Annotated in this window: 14 protein-coding genes; 10 read left to right on the plus strand and 4 right to left on the minus strand. The window is 64.6% G+C overall.

Going from position 1 to position 15,963, the window contains the following annotated elements:
• Nucleotides 1-2 precede the first annotated feature (2 nt).
• Nucleotides 3-908: a heme o synthase gene (gene cyoE / locus QCE63_RS02610; RefSeq protein WP_309830252.1), complete on the plus strand. Its 906-nt coding sequence runs from the start codon at nucleotides 3-5 to the stop codon at nucleotides 906-908.
• Nucleotides 905-1,495, plus strand: a complete 591-nt coding sequence (locus QCE63_RS02615) for an SCO family protein (RefSeq protein ID WP_309830254.1) — start codon at nucleotides 905-907, stop codon at nucleotides 1,493-1,495. The genes cyoE and QCE63_RS02615 overlap by 4 nt, the downstream gene beginning before the upstream one ends.
• 33 nt (nucleotides 1,496-1,528) lie before the next feature.
• Here QCE63_RS02615 and QCE63_RS02620 read toward each other — a convergent pair whose 3' ends face one another.
• The gene (locus QCE63_RS02620) at nucleotides 1,529-1,828 is read right to left on the minus strand and encodes a YciI family protein (RefSeq protein WP_309833654.1); all 300 of its coding nucleotides are present in this window, start codon (nucleotides 1,826-1,828) and stop codon (nucleotides 1,529-1,531) included.
• A 197-nt stretch (nucleotides 1,829-2,025) separates the two neighbouring features.
• On the opposite strand from QCE63_RS02620, the gene QCE63_RS02625 reads away from it, so the two are divergent.
• Entirely contained in the window at nucleotides 2,026-2,835 is an 810-nt protein-coding gene (locus QCE63_RS02625; RefSeq protein ID WP_309830257.1) for a MetQ/NlpA family lipoprotein, read from the plus strand.
• Between the two features lie 88 nt (nucleotides 2,836-2,923).
• On the opposite strand, the gene QCE63_RS02630 is transcribed toward QCE63_RS02625, so the two are convergent.
• Nucleotides 2,924-3,850 carry a bifunctional helix-turn-helix transcriptional regulator/GNAT family N-acetyltransferase gene (locus tag QCE63_RS02630; protein ID WP_309830259.1) on the minus strand — a complete coding sequence of 309 codons (927 nt, stop codon included), beginning with the start codon at nucleotides 3,848-3,850 and terminating at the stop codon, nucleotides 2,924-2,926.
• A 319-nt stretch (nucleotides 3,851-4,169) separates the two neighbouring features.
• Between QCE63_RS02630 and QCE63_RS02635 the strand changes: the two genes are divergently transcribed.
• The 5 genes from QCE63_RS02635 to nagE all read left to right on the plus strand — a co-directional run bounded on the left by QCE63_RS02635 (nucleotide 4,170) and on the right by nagE (nucleotide 11,681).
• Entirely contained in the window at nucleotides 4,170-4,904 is a 735-nt protein-coding gene (locus QCE63_RS02635) for a GntR family transcriptional regulator (RefSeq protein ID WP_309830261.1), read from the plus strand.
• 167 nt (nucleotides 4,905-5,071) lie between these two features.
• Nucleotides 5,072-6,175, plus strand: a complete 1,104-nt coding sequence (nagA, locus tag QCE63_RS02640; protein WP_309830263.1) for an N-acetylglucosamine-6-phosphate deacetylase — start codon at nucleotides 5,072-5,074, stop codon at nucleotides 6,173-6,175.
• Nucleotides 6,168-7,175: an SIS domain-containing protein gene (locus tag QCE63_RS02645; protein ID WP_309833656.1), complete on the plus strand. Its 1,008-nt coding sequence runs from the start codon at nucleotides 6,168-6,170 to the stop codon at nucleotides 7,173-7,175. Before nagA ends, QCE63_RS02645 begins: the two co-directional genes overlap by 8 nt.
• A gap of 12 nt (nucleotides 7,176-7,187) precedes the next feature.
• A complete protein-coding gene (gene ptsP / locus QCE63_RS02650) occupies nucleotides 7,188-9,785 on the plus strand; it encodes a phosphoenolpyruvate--protein phosphotransferase (RefSeq protein ID WP_309833657.1) in 2,598 nt (865 codons plus the stop codon).
• A gap of 84 nt (nucleotides 9,786-9,869) precedes the next feature.
• The gene (gene nagE, locus QCE63_RS02655; protein ID WP_309830265.1) at nucleotides 9,870-11,681 is read left to right on the plus strand and encodes an N-acetylglucosamine-specific PTS transporter subunit IIBC; all 1,812 of its coding nucleotides are present in this window, start codon (nucleotides 9,870-9,872) and stop codon (nucleotides 11,679-11,681) included.
• Nucleotides 11,682-11,821: 140 nt separating this feature from the next.
• Here the strand turns inward: nagE and rpoH are convergent, their stop codons facing one another.
• The gene (gene rpoH / locus QCE63_RS02660; RefSeq protein WP_309833658.1) at nucleotides 11,822-12,754 is read right to left on the minus strand and encodes an RNA polymerase sigma factor RpoH; all 933 of its coding nucleotides are present in this window, start codon (nucleotides 12,752-12,754) and stop codon (nucleotides 11,822-11,824) included.
• Between the two features lie 376 nt (nucleotides 12,755-13,130).
• Here rpoH and QCE63_RS02665 point away from each other — a divergent pair, with 376 nt between their 5' ends.
• Nucleotides 13,131-13,697 carry an acyloxyacyl hydrolase gene (locus QCE63_RS02665; RefSeq protein ID WP_309830267.1) on the plus strand — a complete coding sequence of 189 codons (567 nt, stop codon included), beginning with the start codon at nucleotides 13,131-13,133 and terminating at the stop codon, nucleotides 13,695-13,697.
• 44 nt (nucleotides 13,698-13,741) lie between these two features.
• Nucleotides 13,742-14,125, plus strand: coding sequence for a nuclear transport factor 2 family protein (locus QCE63_RS02670; RefSeq protein ID WP_309830269.1), 384 nt, complete (start codon nucleotides 13,742-13,744; stop codon nucleotides 14,123-14,125).
• Between the two features lie 93 nt (nucleotides 14,126-14,218).
• Here QCE63_RS02670 and leuA read toward each other — a convergent pair whose 3' ends face one another.
• Nucleotides 14,219-15,883, minus strand: a complete 1,665-nt coding sequence (gene leuA / locus QCE63_RS02675) for a 2-isopropylmalate synthase (RefSeq protein ID WP_309830271.1) — start codon at nucleotides 15,881-15,883, stop codon at nucleotides 14,219-14,221.
• Between the last annotated feature and the right edge of the window lie 80 nt (nucleotides 15,884-15,963).

Raw genomic sequence — 15,963 nt, forward strand, 5'->3', positions numbered from 1 at the left:
TCATGGACAGCACGACTCTCAACTCCCCCATCGGTAGCCGCGCAGCGCAGTATCTCGCGCTGACCAAGCCGCGCGTGACGCAACTCGCGGTGTTCTGTGCCGTCATCGGCATGTTCCTGTCGACTCCCGGCATGGTGCCGTGGGACAAGCTGATCGGCGGCGCCGTCGGCATCTGGCTGCTGGCGGGCGCGGCCTTCGCCATCAACTGTCTCGTCGAGCAGAAAGTCGATGCCAAGATGCGCCGCACCGCGTGGCGTCCTTCCGCGCGCGGCCAGATCACCACGGCGCAGATCCTGTGGTTCTCGGCGGTGCTGGGCGGCATCGGCATGGGGACGCTCTACCGTTTCACCAATCCGCTCACGATGTGGCTCACGCTTGCCACCTTCGTCGGTTATGCGGTCATCTATACGCTGTTGCTCAAACCGTACACGCCGCAGAACATCGTGATCGGCGGCGCGTCCGGCGCCATGCCGCCTGCGCTCGGCTGGGCCGCAGTCACGGGCGCCCTGCCCGGCGACGCGTGGATTCTCGTGCTGATCATCTTCGTCTGGACGCCGCCGCATTTCTGGGCGCTCGCGCTGTATCGCCGCAAGGACTATGAGAACGCCGGCCTGCCCATGCTGCCGGTCACGCATGGCGAGAAATACACGCTGCTCAACATCTTTCTGTACACGCTGGTGCTGTTCGCCGTCACGCTGATGCCGTACATCTCCGGCATGAGCGGGGTCGTGTATCTGGCGAGTGCGATCGCGCTCGGTGCGGGGTTCATCGGCTATGCATGGAAGATGTACCGCAATTACTCCGATGCCCTCGCGCGCAAGACCTTCCGCTATTCCATCGTGTATCTGTCGCTGCTGTTCGGCGCGCTGCTCATCGATCATTACGTGCGCACGGTGATCGGGGCATGATGGCCGGACTGCGTCGCCTGTTCGCGCTGCTTTTCATTGCCGCGCTGCTTTCCGCCTGTGAGAAAGCGCCCGATTTCAAGAATCTCGACATCACCGGCAACAAGCAGTTCGGCAGCGCCTTCTCGTTGCCCGACACGCACGGCAAGACGCGCACGCTCGGCGATTTCAAGGGCAAGGCCGTCGTGCTGTTCTTCGGTTACACGCATTGCCCCGACGTCTGCCCGACGACGCTCGCCGAACTCTCGCAAGCGCTGCAACAACTCGGCGACAAGGCGAAGGACGTGCAGGTGCTGATGGTGACCGTCGATCCCGCGCGCGACACACCTGAATTGCTGGGTCAGTACGTCGCGGCGTTCAATCCATCGTTCATCGGCCTCAGGCCCGATAGCGACGCGCAGCTCGCGCAGGTCGCCAAGGATTTTCGCGTGTATTACGCGAAGTCGGCGGGCAAGACGGCCGACGACTACACGATGGATCACACCGCCGCCAGCTACGTCTTCGACAAGGACGGCAAGCTGCGTCTCTTCGCGCGCGACGGCCAGGGCGTGGAGCCCTGGGTCCACGACCTGAAGCTGTTGATCGACTGATGCTGCAAACGGCCCGCTCGACGGGCCGTTTTCTCATGCGTCGGAAAAAGGCTCGGGCAGGTTGAGCCCGGGGGCAAGCCGCGTGGCCTTGAACTCGGTGATCTCATAGTGCGCGAGCTTCTGCTGCGCGAACGGATCCCCGGCGAGGATCGCGTCGAGCCGCTCACGTTCGATGCCCGACACCAGAATCACGCCGCCGTCGCGCGGCACCTTCGGCCCTGCGATGACAAACACGCCCGCAGCGAAATAGCGTTCGAGGAAGAGCCGGTGAGCGTCGAGTGCGTCGTCGATTTCGGCCAGCGCGCCGGTATAGCGCAGGTTGATCAGATACATGTCGAGGCTCGCCTCCTGCGAGAGCGCAATGGTGATCTTCTGTCGCGATTCTAGCTGCGTCGTGATGCGCGTGATAAAGACATGAGCAAACGGTATTTCAGTTTGCACCAGCGCTGTGCGAACATCCGTCACCTTGGCGCGTCACTCATGAGTGCCTGCACGCCACGCGAGCCTCGCATCATCGAAACAGGAACACCATGCAGCGCAGAAATTTGCTCAAAGCTCTTACCGCCCTCACATCGGCCGCGCTGTTCGCGAGCGCTGCCGCTCACGCCGATGACAAGGTCATCAAGGTTGGCACCATCGGCGGCCCGGATGCCCAGATCTGGCAAGTCGTGCAGAAGGTGGCGAAGCGCGAAGGCCTGAACGTGAAGGTCATCGAATTCAACGACTACGTGCAGCCGAACGCCGCGCTCGACGCAGGCGATCTCGACGCCAACAGTTTCCAGCATCAGCCTTACCTCGACAGCCAGGTGAAGCAGCGCGGCTACAAGATCGTCAGCGCGGGCCTGACCTATATCTCGCCGCTCGGCGTGTATTCGAAGAAGCTGAAGTCGTTGAAGGACTTGCCGCAGGGCGCGAAGGTGGCGGTGCCGAATGATCCGTCGAACGAAAACCGCGCTCTTCTTCTGTTGCAGACGCAGGGCGTGATCAAGTTGAAGGCCGGGGCCGGCACGAACGGCAACAACGCGACCGCGCTCGACGTGGCGTCGAATCCGAAGAAGATCAAGCTCGTCGAACTCGATGCGGCGCAGTTGCCGCGCACGCTCGCCGACGTCGATGCCGCCGCCATCAACACGAACTTCGCGCTTGCTGCCGGCCTGCAGCCAACGAAGGACGCGATTGCGCTCGAAGACGTGCATAGCCCGTATGCGAACCTGATCGCCGTGCGCGCGCAGGACAAGGACCAGCCGTGGGTGAAGAAACTCGTGGCCGCCTACCAGTCCGACGACGTGCGCCAGTTCCTGAAGAGCGAATTCAAGGGCTCGGTGGTGCCATCGTTCTGAGGGCGCCTGAAGGCCAGACGCCTTCGTCCGTCATTGCCAGGCAACGGCGTCCCGCGGGACGCCGTTGTGCCTTTCATGCCGCACCGGTTCATTCGACGAACAACTGCTGCAATTCACGTTGCCAGATCAGGGTGGCCGAGTCGTCCTGCACGGGCGTGAAGCCCGTGTGCAGGAATAGCCCGCAGAGGTCTTCCTGGGCCTCCTCGAGACGGCAGATCACCTGTCCGTAGCCGGCGCCGTGCGCGAAGTGGGTGGCGGCCGCAAGCATCCGCTCTCCGAGTCCACGACGGCGCGCGCCCGGCTCGACGAACAACATGTCGATGCACGCCTGGGTTTGCGACGCCTCGGTCAGCATGACCGCGCCGATGCGCGTGGCATTGTCCTGTTCGGCCACCCAGCACGCGATGCGCGGTGTGTTCGCCTGCATCGCCGTCAGGAAGCGTGCGACCAGTTTTGCGGCGAACGCCTCGTTCTGCAACTTGGGCCGTCCGGCCGTGCACAGATGAGCATGGCGCTCGATCATCCAGCCGAAATCGCCCCCGCGCGGACCACGCAGACGCGTCTCGACATCGGGACGCGCCGGCGACAACAGACGTTCGACATCCGCCATGGCCGAGCACAGTTGCTCGATCTCGGCGCACGTGAGCCTCTTCAGCAACGTGGCGGTGTCGCCGGAAACATGCAGGTCGATTTCGTCGACCTTGGCCTTTGCTTCGGGCGTGATGGACAGCAGATGTGCGCGGCCGTCCGCCTCGTTCTTTCGGCGGGCGATCAGTCCGAGCTTCTGGAAGTTGCTGATCAACCGGCTGAGATAGCCGGTGTCCAGTCCGAGATTGCGCGCCAGGTCCGCCGCCGTGCTGGCCTTGTGCTGCGCCAGTTCGTGAAGGATGCGAATCTCGGTAAGAGAAAGCGAACTCTTGTGGAGCCGCTCATGGAGCGCGCCGGTATGGCGCGCATAGAAGCGGTTGAAGCGACGCACTGCTTCAACGGCCCGGCTCGGATCTGGATGGCCCATCGCGTAGTCTCTCAAAAATTTTTGATTGAATTTAGTTTTGAATCCGAATTAGCGTCAGCATTGTGCCAAGAAGGAATGGACCTGCGAATACGAAAATGCCCGAAAGTTGAATGAATTCAACATTGCAAACCACTTGTAAAAGTGGAATGCAAATACGGGTAAATCCTGATGTTCGTCAAAATCGAAACAGCGCGTGTAAATTCTTATAAGTAATTGATTTCAAATAATTAAAGTGAGTTTTTACGAGATGCCGGACAAGCGTTGACTGGTATTATGTTGGTTATATAATGGGCTCCGTTCAAGATTTTTGGGGTCCTGGATGGATGACGTTTGGCAGGCATTGACGCCCGATGCACGGAGCGCAACGCCGCTCTACCTGCAGCTTGCGTCGCGTCTTGCCAGCGCCATCCATGCGGGCACCTGGAGCGCAGGCGAGGCGTTGCCGGCGGAGCGCACGTTGTCGGAAGCGGTGGGTGTTTCGCGCATCACGGCGCGCAAGGCACTGGCGCTGCTGGTCGAGCAAGGCTTGATCCGGCGCGCGCGCGGTGCAGGTAGTTTCATCACGCCCCGTACGGAAGATCCGCTGTCCCGTCTGACCGGCTTCACGCGAAAAATGGAGCAGCGCGGCTTCAAATCCGATTCCGTCTGGCTGGATCGCAGACTTCGCACAGCGAATCGGGAGGAAACGGTGCGTCTGGGTCTGTCTCCGGGCGCGGCCGTTGCGAGCCTGAAACGTCTGCGTCGTGCGGACGGCATCGTGATGGCCGTGGAGCAATCGACCCTGCCGGTCGCGGTGGTACCGGATCCGGATGCAATCGGGCTGTCGCTGTATCGCTATCTGGAGGAGCGCGGGCGGTCGGTGGTTCGCGCGCTGCAGCACTTTCGCGCGGTGAATGCGAGTGTGGACATCGCGCGTCTGATGAATGTTTCGCCACGCGCCGCCTTGCTCGTGATCACGCGTATCGGCTATTCGGCGGATCAACGCGCAATCGAACTGACGGATACCTATTGCCGCGACGACTACTACGACTTCGTCGCGGAGCTGCACCGGTAACTGCCTGGTAGAGAAATCAGCAGCAAGCCCCGCAACACCCACAGCAAAGAACAGAACGAGAGGACCGAAGGAAGCCGTCCGCCTTTCCATCCGATGGAAGCCTGCTCGCAGCAGGGCGCGGACGACACTGAACCTCAATCATGCATCGCGTACTTCCAGAGAACTTCATGCTGAAAGGAAACATACTCACGACCGACGGCTGGATCCACGGCTCGGTGCGTTTCGAGAACGGCCGCGTGACGGCGCTCGAAGGGCACATCGTCGATCCGCTCGTGAATGACGCCCCGTACATCCTGCCGGGTTTCATCGACCTGCACGTACATGGCGGCGGCGGGCGCGACATCATGGAAGGCGGCGACGCCGCCGACACCGTGACGCGCCAGCACGCGCAACACGGCACGACGAGCCTGCTCGCCACGACCATGACCGCGCCGCGCGACGAACTCATGCAGGTCGTGGCCGGCCTGGGCGAACAGGCGAAGCGGCGCGCGGCGGGCGGCGCACGCGTGCTCGGCGTGCATCTCGAAGGGCCGTACATCAATCCCGGCAAGCTGGGCGCGCAACCGGACGCGGCCGCCGTCGCGGTGCGCAGCGAGGTGCTGAAGTACCTCGAACTCGCGCCGATTCGCGTGGTCACGATCGCGCCGGAAATCTCCGGCCATCTCGACATCATTTCCGACATGGCGGCGCGCGGCGTGCGCGTGCAGCTCGGCCATTCGCTCGGCACCTATGACGACGCCGTCAATGCGCTCAAGCACGGCGCCCGCGGCTTCACGCATCTGTTCAACGCCATGTCGCCGCTGCATCACCGCGATCCGGGCATGGTCGGCGCGGCGCTCGCACATGCCGAATACGCCGAGCTCATTCCCGATCTGCTGCACGTGCATCCGGGCGCGATTCGCGCCGCGTTGCGTGCGATCCCGCGCCTGTACGTGGTCACCGACAGCACCTCGGCGGCCGGCATGCCCGACGGCGAATATCGTCTGGGCAGCCAGCACGTGACCAAGTGCATGGGCGGCGTGCGGCTCGCGGACGGCACGCTCGCCGGCAGCACGCTCACCATGGACCAGGCGCTGCGCAATCTCGTCGCGCTGGGCATCCCGCTCGCGGACGTTTCGAATCGCTTGTCGCGCTATCCCGCCGATTACCTCGGACTCGAAGATCGCGGCCGCATCGCGCGCGGCGCATGGGCCGACCTCGTCGTGCTCGACCGGGCCCACGCGCTGACCGCCACGTATGTCGAAGGAGAATCCATTGTCGAATATGCTTAACGAAGCGCTGCAAGCCGCGGACGTCGTCGCGGCGCAGCTCGCTGATACCTCGCGCGTCGAGGCGCTCGCCGTCAAACTGGCGGAGCAGCCGCGTCACGTCGCGCTGACCGTGGCGCGCGGCAGTTCGGATCACGCCGCCAGTTATTTCGCAAGCCTGACGATGAGCCGCCTCGGCATGCCGGTCGCTTCGCTGCCGATGTCGGTGGCCACGCTGCAACAGGCGCCGCTGCGCGTGTCGGGCCAATTGGCCGTCGCGTTCTCGCAATCGGGCAAGAGCCCGGATCTCGTCGGCACGATGCAGGCATTGCGCCAAGCGGGCGCCTTCACGGTCGCGGCCGTCAATGTCGAAGGCTCGCCGCTCGAAAGCGCCTGCGAATACTTTCTGCCCTTGCTCGCGGGTCCCGAACTCTCGGTGGCCGCGACCAAGAGCTATATCGCAATGCTGTCGCTCTCGGCCATCGTGGTCGCCCATGTGCAACGCGATGCCGAACTGCTGAAGGCGCTCGAATCGCTGCCGGACGCACTGCGCGCCGCGGGCCGGCTCGACTGGACGCGCGCGGTGACGGAGCTGACCAACGTCGACCGGATGATCGTGATTGGCCGTGGTCTCGGTCTCGCGATCGCCCAGGAAGCCGCGCTCAAGCTCAAGGAAACCTCGGGCATCCAGGCTGAAGCGTTCTCCAGCGCCGAAGTGCGTCATGGCCCGATGGAAATCATCGACCGCGACTATCCGCTGCTCGTGTTCGCGCCGCGCGGGCCCGAACAGGCAGGGCTGATCCAGCTTGCCGCCGACATGCGCGCACGCGGCGCGCGCGTGCTGCTCGCCGCGCCGGACGACGTCGCGGACGCGGAGTTGCCGCTCGTCGCCACGGATCATCCGGCGCTGGATCCGATTGCCGCGATCCTTTCGTTCTACGTGATGGCCGCGGGTCTGGCCGCCGCGCGCGGGCGCAATCCCGACGCGCCACGCCACCTGAACAAGGTCACCGAAACCCATTGAGTGAGAAAGCCGATGCGCCGTGCCGAGGAGTCCCTGTTGAATCATTCCACCGATAACCCGAGCGATGTCGTGCTCCTCGCGCCGTTCACCGGCCCGATCGTCCCGCTCGCCGACGTGCCGGATCCCGTGTTCGCGCAGGGCATGTTCGGCGACGGCATCGGCATCGATCCGCTCGACAACGTGCTGGCCGCGCCCTGCGACGGCACCGTGACCCATCTCGCGCGCACCCATCACGCGGTGACGCTGCGCACGAAGGAGGGCGCGGAGATTCTCGTGCATATCGGCATCGACACGGTCGAGCTGGGCGGCGAGGGCTTCGCGCCGATGGTCGAGCAGGGCGCCGAGGTGCGCGCCGGCCAGCCGCTGATCGAGTTCAACGCGGATTTCGTCGCGCAACACGCGCCGAGCCTCGTGTCCGTGATCGCGATTGCCAACGGCGATGCGTTCGATGTCATCGAGCGCGCCGGTCGCGGTGTGCTGCAGTCCGGTGCGCGTTTGCTGGTCTTGCGTGCGAAGGACGGCGAGCGGGCCGAGACGGCACGCTCGGGCGCGCTCGTCATGGAAGAGGCGCGCCGCCGCGTGACGCTGGCGAGCGCGGGCGGTCTGCATGCGCGTCCGGCGGCGCGGGCGCGCGAGGCCGCGCGCGGTTTCGACGCCAAAGTCGAAGTGCGCTACGAAGGCAAGAAGGCGCCGGTGGAAAGCGTGGTCGGCTTGCTCAGTCTCGGTGCGGGCGACGGTGCGACGGTCGAACTGGTCGGCATCGGCGCGCAGGCGCAGCAGGCCGTGGACGCGGTCGCCGCCGAGTTGCTGCGCGAGGCGCATGGCGAAGTCGAGGAAGCGCGGGCGCAGACGCATTCGCCGGCGCCTGTCGCGTCGACCGCGCGGACGGCCGACGCAGGTCAGCCGCTGCCGCCCAACACGCTCGCGGGCGTGTGCGCCGCGCCGGGCATCGCGGTCGGAACACTGGTGCGATGGGACGACCAGGACCTCGTGCCGCCGGAGCAGGCGAGCGGTTCGTCGGCGGCGGAAAGCCGTGCGCTCGATCGCGCGATCGCCCAGGTCGATGCCGAACTCGGCGAAACCGTGCGCACCGCTTCGCAGCGTGGCGCAGTGGGCGAGGCGGGGATTTTCGCGGTGCATCGCGTGCTGCTGGAAGACCCGACGCTGGTCGATGCCGCGCGCGATCTGATCAGCCTCGGCAAGAGCGCGGGCTTTGCATGGCGCGAGGCGATCCAGACGCAGATCGCGTTGCTTTCGAACGTGCAGGACGAACTGCTCGCCGAGCGGGCCGCCGACCTGCGCGACATCGCCAAGCGCGTGCTGCGCGCGCTCGGGCTGACGAATACGGCGGCGGCGGAACTGCCGCAGGAAGCCGTGCTGGCCGCGACCGAATTCACCCCGTCCGATTTGGCCTCGCTCGACCGCACGCGCGTCACGGCGCTCGTGATGTCGCGCGGCGGCGCAACCTCCCACGCGGCGATCATCGCGCGGCAGATCGGCATTCCGGCGCTGGTCGCCATCGGCGACGCGCTGCATGCTATTCCGGAAGGCACGCAGGTGGTCGTCGATGCCTCGTCGGGGCGTCTGGAGCATGCGCCCACCGACGTCGATGTCGAACGCGCCCGCGCCGAGCGGGATCGACTGGCCGGCGTGCGCGAAGCCAACCGCCGGTTGTCGCAAGAGGCGGTCTCGACGAAAGACGGCCGGGCGATCGAAGTCGCCGCCAACATCGCGACGCTCGACGACGCGAAAGCGGCCGTCGAGAACGGCGCCGACGCGGTCGGCCTGCTGCGCACCGAACTGCTGTTCATCCATCGCCAGTCGGCGCCGACGGCGACGGAGCATGCAGAGAGCTATCAAGGCATCGTCGACGCATTGCAGGGCCGTACCGCCATCATCCGCACGCTGGATGTGGGCGCGGACAAGGAAGTCGATTACCTGACGCTGCCGCCGGAAGAAAATCCGGCGCTGGGCCTGCGCGGCATTCGTCTGGCCCAGGTGCGCCCCGATCTGCTCGACGACCAGTTGCGCGGCCTGCTGGCCGTCAAGCCGGCGAGCGCGGTGCGCATTCTCCTGCCGATGGTCACCGATTCCGGCGAACTCCAGCGCCTGCGCGCACGCATCGACGAACTGGCGCGCGAAGCGGGACGCACGGAGCCGGTGGAAGTGGGCGTGATGATCGAGGTGCCGTCGGCGGCGCTGCTCGCCGACCAGCTCGCGAAGTACGCGGATTTCCTGTCCATCGGCACCAACGATCTCACCCAGTACACGCTCGCGATGGACCGCTGCCAGCCCGATCTCGCCGCGCAGTCGGACGGTCTGCATCCGGCCGTCCTGCGCCTCATCAAGACGGCGGTGCAGGGCGCGGCGAAGCACGGCAAGTGGGTCGGCGTGTGCGGCGCGCTCGGCGGCGATCCGGTTGCGGCGCCCTTGCTCGTCGGACTCGGCGTGATCGAACTGTCGGTGGATCCGGTGTCGGTGCCCGGCATCAAGGCGCGGGTGCGCAATCTCGACTATCAACTTTGCCGTCAGCGCGCCGAGGATTGCCTCGCGCTCGAATCGGCACAGGCAGTAAGAGCGGCAAGCCGCGAGATCTGGCCGCAGGACTGATCGTCCCCTGCGGTCCGTCGCGCGCAAGCCTTTTTGGCCATCCCCGAAGCAGTAACGACAAGACCGATATTTTTGGAGAACCCGATGGACGCCAACCCGTTTGCGAAAATGCAGCAACTAGGTCGAGCGCTGATGCTGCCGATCGCCGTGCTACCGGTAGCCGGCCTGCTTCTGCGCCTCGGCCAGCCCGATGTCTTCAATATCAAGATGATCGCCGACGCCGGCGACGCCATCTTCACGAATCTGCCGCTGCTGTTCGCCATCGGCGTGGCGGTGGGTTTCGCGAAGGACAACAACGGCACGGCGGGTCTGGCCGGCGCGATCGGCTATCTGATCGAAGTCGCCGTGATGAAGGACATCAACGACAAGCTCAACATGGGCGTGTTGTCGGGGATCATCGCCGGGGTGGTGGCCGGCTATCTGTACAACCGCTACAAGAACATCAAGCTGCCCGAGTATCTCGCGTTCTTCGGCGGCAAGCGTTTCGTGCCGATTGTCACGGGCGTCGCCTGCCTGATACTCGGCATCGTGTTCGGCTATATCTGGCAGCCGGTGCAGTCGGCCATCGACAGCGCGGGCAACTGGCTCACCACGGCGGGCGCGCTCGGCACCTTCGTGTTCGGCGTGCTGAACCGGATCCTGCTCGTGACGGGTCTGCATCACATCATCAATTCGCTGGCCTGGTTCGTGTTCGGCTCGTTCACGCCGCCTGACGGCGGGGCGATCGTGCACGGCGACCTGCATCGTTTCTTCGCCGGCGACAAGACCGCGGGCGGCTTCATGACCGGCTTCTTCCCGATCATGATGTTCGGCCTGCCGGCCGCGTGCCTCGCGATGTTCCACGAAGCGCCGAAAGAGCGCCGCGCGGTAGTGGGCGGCCTGCTGTTCTCGATGGCCCTGACCGCGTTCCTGACCGGCGTGACCGAGCCGATCGAATACAGCTTCATGTTCCTGGCGCCGGTGCTGTACGGCATCCACGCGATGCTGACGGGACTGTCGCTGGCGATCTGTTCCGCGCTCGGCATCCATCTGGGCTTCACGTTCTCGGCGGGCGCGATCGACTACGTGCTGAATTACGGCCTGTCGCAGCGCGGCTGGCTGGCGCTGGTGATCGGCGCCGTGTATTTCGTCATCTACTACGGGCTGTTCCGCTTCTTCATCCGCCGCTTCAACATGGCGACGCCGGGCCGTGAGCCGGCCACGACCGACGCCGAAACCGACGCCACCCAAACGGTGGAAGCCGGGCTGATTCCGCCGCTGCCGGGCTCGGTGGCTGCGTCGGCTGCAAACTCGCGCGCGACGAAGTACATCGCTGCGCTGGGCGGTGCGTCCAACTTGTCGAATGTGGATGCCTGCACGACACGCCTGCGTCTTGCGGTCGTGAACTCGGAAAAGGTGTCGGAAGCACAGCTGAAGGCGATTGGCGCGCGTGGCGTCCTCAAGCGCGGCGCGACCAGCGTGCAGGTGATCATCGGGCCGGAAGCGGACCTCATCGCCGATGAAATTCGCGGTGAACTGGAACATTCGTCGGTCCGCGGCGCGACGCCGGCATCGTCAGGGCCGGCGCAACCGGCGGCGGCCGTTGCGGCATCCGCTGCGGCGACGGGCGGCGAGCATACGGCCGGTCCGCTCGATCCGGATCCGCTGCGCTGGCTCGCGGTGTTCGGCGGCGCGACCAACGTGACCTCGCTCGATGCAGTCGCCGCGACGCGCTTGCGCGTTGTCGTGCGCGATCCGTCGTCGGTGGATCGGCAGCGGCTGTCGACGCTGGATGTGGCGTGGGTGTCGGCGGACACGTTCCACATCGTCGTGGGCGCGGCGGCCCAGCGTTACGCCGCGCAGATGTCGACGCGTCTGTCGGGCAATGCCGGCGGCGCGGCGCCCCTGCCGGCGTGATGCACTGATGGACCTGTCGTAACGTAACGGCGCCTGCGGGCGCCGTTACTTTTTGCTGCATTCCACGCAAGGTAAAAAGAAAAGGCCGGCCGTCTTGCGACGGCCGGCCTTGCAGTTTCTGCTCAAACCATAGTCAGGCGTTACGCATAGTCGTGCAGCGCGGAACGCATCTTCTTCATGGCGCTGGCCTCGATCTGGCGAATGCGCTCAGCCGAAACGCCGAACTCATCGGCCAGTTCATGCAGCGTCTTGCCGCCCGACCCGTCGTCCTGCACGTCGAGCCAGCGCGCCTCGATGATGCGGCGGCTGCGCTCGTCGAGCGACTCCAGCGCGTCGGCCAGGCCGTCGCTTTGCAGCTTGTCGAACTGGCGCGCGGCGATGACGTTGGTCGGCTCGTTGTGCGAGTCAGCCAGATAGGCGATGGGCGCGAAGGCTTCCTCGCCGTCGTCCACCTGGCCTTCGAGCGCGATGTCGCCGCCCGACAGACGCGTCTCCATCTCCGCGACTTCCTCGCGCTTCACGTTCAGTTCGCTTGCCAGGCCTTCGATTTCGTCCGGGGTGAATGCCGCATGGCTGGTCTTGTGGCTGCGAAGATTGAAGAACAGCTTGCGCTGTGCCTTGGTCGTCGCGACCTTGACCATGCGCCAGTTGCGCAGGATGTACTCGTGAATCTCGGCCTTGATCCAGTGCATGGCATACGACACCAGGCGCACGTTTTGCTCTGGGTCGAAACGCTTCACGGCTTTCATCAGACCGATGTTGCCTTCCTGGATCAGGTCCGCGTGCGGCAAGCCGTAGCCAAGATAGTTGCGGGCGATCGACACGACCAGCCGCAGGTGCGAAAGCACCAGCTGACGCGCAGCGTTCAGGTTGCCCTGTTCGCGGAATTCGGTGGCGTACTGACGTTCCTCTGCTTGCGACAGCATCGGAATACGGTTCACGGCTTGTATGTAGGAATCGATGTTGCCGATCTGGCCGGTCAGCATCGACGACTGTGCGTACGTCAGCGCGCCTGCCGATGCCTTGGCAGGTGCCGAGCTCAGTACATTCGGAAGGGTCATCGCATTGGACACGCTCATAAGCTCCTTATCAACATTCGCTGTCTGCCCGGGCCGTTCGTTGATGCCGGCCGCGGCAAGTCAAGCACGATATTAGCACTCTGGTTCAACGAGTGCTAAGTGTTAGAGGGGCGGGGGATGTGTGAGTTCCCACAAATGCTATCGAATTTGCGGGTTTAATAGGACAGACCGTTGCGCCGTAGATGGTCAGACTTACCGATGGGGGCGGTGATGTCGAATCTATTTCCAGTTTGAAGCTGTAAGACGAAAGAAAATTCAACGAAACGTGTAAGGCTTCAGCAAATCCTGCAATTGTTTTAAAACGTCTCTAGAATCCGCCAGACGACAACGTCTCGTGAATCCGCCTGTCATCGGAGCATATGGGGTGCCCATGCATAAAAAAAAGAGTTCCTGGCTGAGTCCGCTGTGCCGTCTGGTTGTCTGCGCCGCGTTCGGCCTGGCCTCGGCTGCCGCGCATGCTGACCGGTTCGGCGTGCAGTTTGCCGGCGGCGTTGCGGATCGCGACATCAAGAAAGCCGACCTCGGCCTGGTCTGGGATCCCGGCCTCACCTGGTGGGAAATCGGCGGCTTCCACTTCACGGTCGTCGGCGAGGGTCACGTGTCCTACTGGCACACCACCGAAGACAATGCCGTGCACCCGAACATCTGGGAGTTCGGCCTCACGCCGGTGCTGCGCTTCGTGAAGAGCTCGGGCTACTTCCGGCCGTTCATCGAGGCGGGCGTGGGGGTGCGGCTCCTGTCGCACACGCGCATCACGCAGGACTTCACCGTGTCCACCGCGTTCCAGTTCGCGGATATGGTCGGCGTCGGCATGATCTTCGGCGAGAAGCAGAACTATCAGGCCGGCTTCCGCTTCCAGCATCTCTCGAACGCCAGTATCAAAGAGCCGAATCCTGGTATAAATTTCAGCCAGCTCTATCTGCAATACAACTTCTGACGAGGCGCCGGTGCAACCGTTCCTCGACACAAGGGGACCGACAGATGCCGGCAAAAACCATTGAGGCCATCCGCGGCCTCGAGCGCGACCGCTTCCGGGCCATGGTCGAAGGCGATGGCCCGGCGCTCGACGCGCTGCTGGCTGAGAACGTCAGTTATGTCCACACCAACGGCAAGCGGGAAACGAAGCGCCAGTTCATCGACGCGATTACCGCGGGCCGGCGCCGGTATCGCCAGATCGAGATCCAGTCGCAGGATGTCTTCGCCGCCGGCCGTGATACTTGCCTGGTGTCTGGGCGGGCGCTGATTGAAATGGAATCGAAGAACGGCGCGCTGCTGTTTCCCATCGCCTATACCGCGGTTCACGTCCAGAGCGAAGGGCAGTGGCAACTGCTGGCGCTGCAGGCGACGCGCGTGGCGCTCGAGTAGCGCCGCGCACGCCCTCACTCGCGAAGGGCAGCTGCAAGCGACGCGTTGCGCTCGATTAGCGCCACGCGCCGTCTCCTTCCCCTTCAGCCGGCGTTACGCCGTCTCCACCGTCTCTTCTTGCCGCTCCGCCTGCCCGATACCCCTCGAGCGGTTCACCGCGCTCACGACCGCATCGGCAACCGCCAGCGCCGGATTCGCATGCACCGCGACGCCGAAGCGCGTCTGCCCGTCGCCGACCCGGCAGCCGACGAACGCCGCCGTATCGCCGCCCGCCGTCACGGCCGTTTCAAACCAGTTGACGCTGGCCTCGATGCCCAGCACGGACGCGACCGTCCGCGCCCACGCATCGCCGCTCGCCGCATTCGAGGCGCTCGCCGCACCCGGCACCGCGACGCGCTTGCCGAACACCGACAGTGTCGCCGCGTCCACGCGCGACACCGGCCCGCCTGCGTCGAAGTACTCGCGTTTGAAGAGTTCGCAGATCGCCTCGCCGCCGATTTCCGCGCCCGACGCATCGGTGATGCGCTGGACGGCATGGCTGAATTCGATCTGCACGCGGCGCGGCGGCGTGAAACCGAGGCCGCGCTCCAGCAGATAGGTCGCGCCGCCCTTGCCGGACTGGCTGTTCACGCGAATCACGGCGTCGTAGCTGCGGCCGAGATCGGCGGGATCGATCGGCAGGTAGGGGATTTCCCAGACCGTGCCCGGTTCGCGTTGCGCAAAGCCCTTGCGGATGGCGTCCTGGTGCGAACCCGAGAACGCGGTGAAAACGAGGTCGCCGGCGTACGGATGACGCGGATGCACCGGAATCTGGTTGCAGCGCTCGACCAGCCGGCGCACGGCGTCGATGTCCGAGAAATCGAGGCCCGGATCGATGCCTTGCGTATAGAGGTTGAGCGCGAGGGTCACGAGATCCACATTGCCGGTGCGCTCACCGTTGCCGAACAGGCAGCCTTCGACGCGATCCGCGCCCGCCAGCACCGCGAGTTCTGCCGCGGCGACGGCCGTGCCGCGGTCGTTGTGCGGATGCACCGACAACACGATGCTGTCGCGGAAGCCCATGTTGCGGTCCATCCATTCGATCTGGTCGGCGAAGACGTTGGGCGTCGCGGCCTCGACCGTGGCGGGCAGGTTGACGATCATCTTGTGATCGGGCGTCGGCCGCCACATCTGCGCGACGGCGTCGCACACTTCGCGCGCGAATGGCAGCTCGGTCATGCTGAAAGTTTCGGGCGAGTACTGATAAGTCCAGTGCGTGCCGGGCCGTGTCGCTGCGCATTCCTTGATCATGCGCGTGCCGTCGACCGCCAGCGCCTTCACCTCGTCCTTCGACTGGTTGAACACGATCTTGCGGAATGACGGCGCGATCGCGTTATAGAGATGCACGATCACCTTGCTCGCGCCTTCGACCGCTTCGAAGGTGCGTTCGATGAGTTCGCGCCGCGACTGCACGAGCACTTCGATGCTGACGTCCTCGGGAATGCGCTTTTCGTCGATCAGCTTGCGGACGAAATCGAAATCCGTCTGCGATGCCGAAGGGAATCCCACTTCGATTTCCTTGAACCCGATCTTCACCAGCATCTCGAAGAATTCGAGCTTCGCCGCGATGCTCATCGGCTCGATCAGCGACTGATTGCCGTCACGCAGGTCGGTGCTCATCCAGATGGGTGCGCGTTCGATCGTGCGGTTGGGCCAGCGGCGGCCATTGAGGCGGACTTGCGGGAACGGGCGGTATTTCTCGGCGGGGCTCGGCATCATGATCGTCGACCTCTTTTCGGACGGTTTGCGTAGCGCCTGCGAGAGAGGCCGACTCCGGCGGCTGGCCGGGCATGGCGCGA

Source organism: Caballeronia sp. LZ065 (assembly GCF_031450975.1).
GTDB lineage: Bacteria > Pseudomonadota > Gammaproteobacteria > Burkholderiales > Burkholderiaceae > Caballeronia.

Excerpts from the sequence above, each read along its gene's own strand:
- cyoE (WP_309830252.1), top strand. The coding sequence starts at position 3 with ATGGACAGCACGACTCTCAACTCCCCCATCGGTAGCCGCGCAGCGCAG.
- QCE63_RS02615 (WP_309830254.1), top strand. The coding sequence starts at position 905 with ATGATGGCCGGACTGCGTCGCCTGTTCGCGCTGCTTTTCATTGCCGCG.
- QCE63_RS02620 (WP_309833654.1), bottom strand. The coding sequence starts at position 1,828 with ATGTATCTGATCAACCTGCGCTATACCGGCGCGCTGGCCGAAATCGAC.
- QCE63_RS02625 (WP_309830257.1), top strand. The coding sequence starts at position 2,026 with ATGCAGCGCAGAAATTTGCTCAAAGCTCTTACCGCCCTCACATCGGCC.
- QCE63_RS02630 (WP_309830259.1), bottom strand. The coding sequence starts at position 3,850 with ATGGGCCATCCAGATCCGAGCCGGGCCGTTGAAGCAGTGCGTCGCTTC.
- QCE63_RS02635 (WP_309830261.1), top strand. The coding sequence starts at position 4,170 with ATGGATGACGTTTGGCAGGCATTGACGCCCGATGCACGGAGCGCAACG.
- nagA (WP_309830263.1), top strand. The coding sequence starts at position 5,072 with ATGCTGAAAGGAAACATACTCACGACCGACGGCTGGATCCACGGCTCG.
- QCE63_RS02645 (WP_309833656.1), top strand. The coding sequence starts at position 6,168 with ATGCTTAACGAAGCGCTGCAAGCCGCGGACGTCGTCGCGGCGCAGCTC.
- ptsP (WP_309833657.1), top strand. The coding sequence starts at position 7,188 with ATGCGCCGTGCCGAGGAGTCCCTGTTGAATCATTCCACCGATAACCCG.
- nagE (WP_309830265.1), top strand. The coding sequence starts at position 9,870 with ATGGACGCCAACCCGTTTGCGAAAATGCAGCAACTAGGTCGAGCGCTG.
- QCE63_RS02665 (WP_309830267.1), top strand. The coding sequence starts at position 13,131 with ATGCATAAAAAAAAGAGTTCCTGGCTGAGTCCGCTGTGCCGTCTGGTT.
- QCE63_RS02670 (WP_309830269.1), top strand. The coding sequence starts at position 13,742 with ATGCCGGCAAAAACCATTGAGGCCATCCGCGGCCTCGAGCGCGACCGC.
- leuA (WP_309830271.1), bottom strand. The coding sequence starts at position 15,883 with ATGATGCCGAGCCCCGCCGAGAAATACCGCCCGTTCCCGCAAGTCCGC.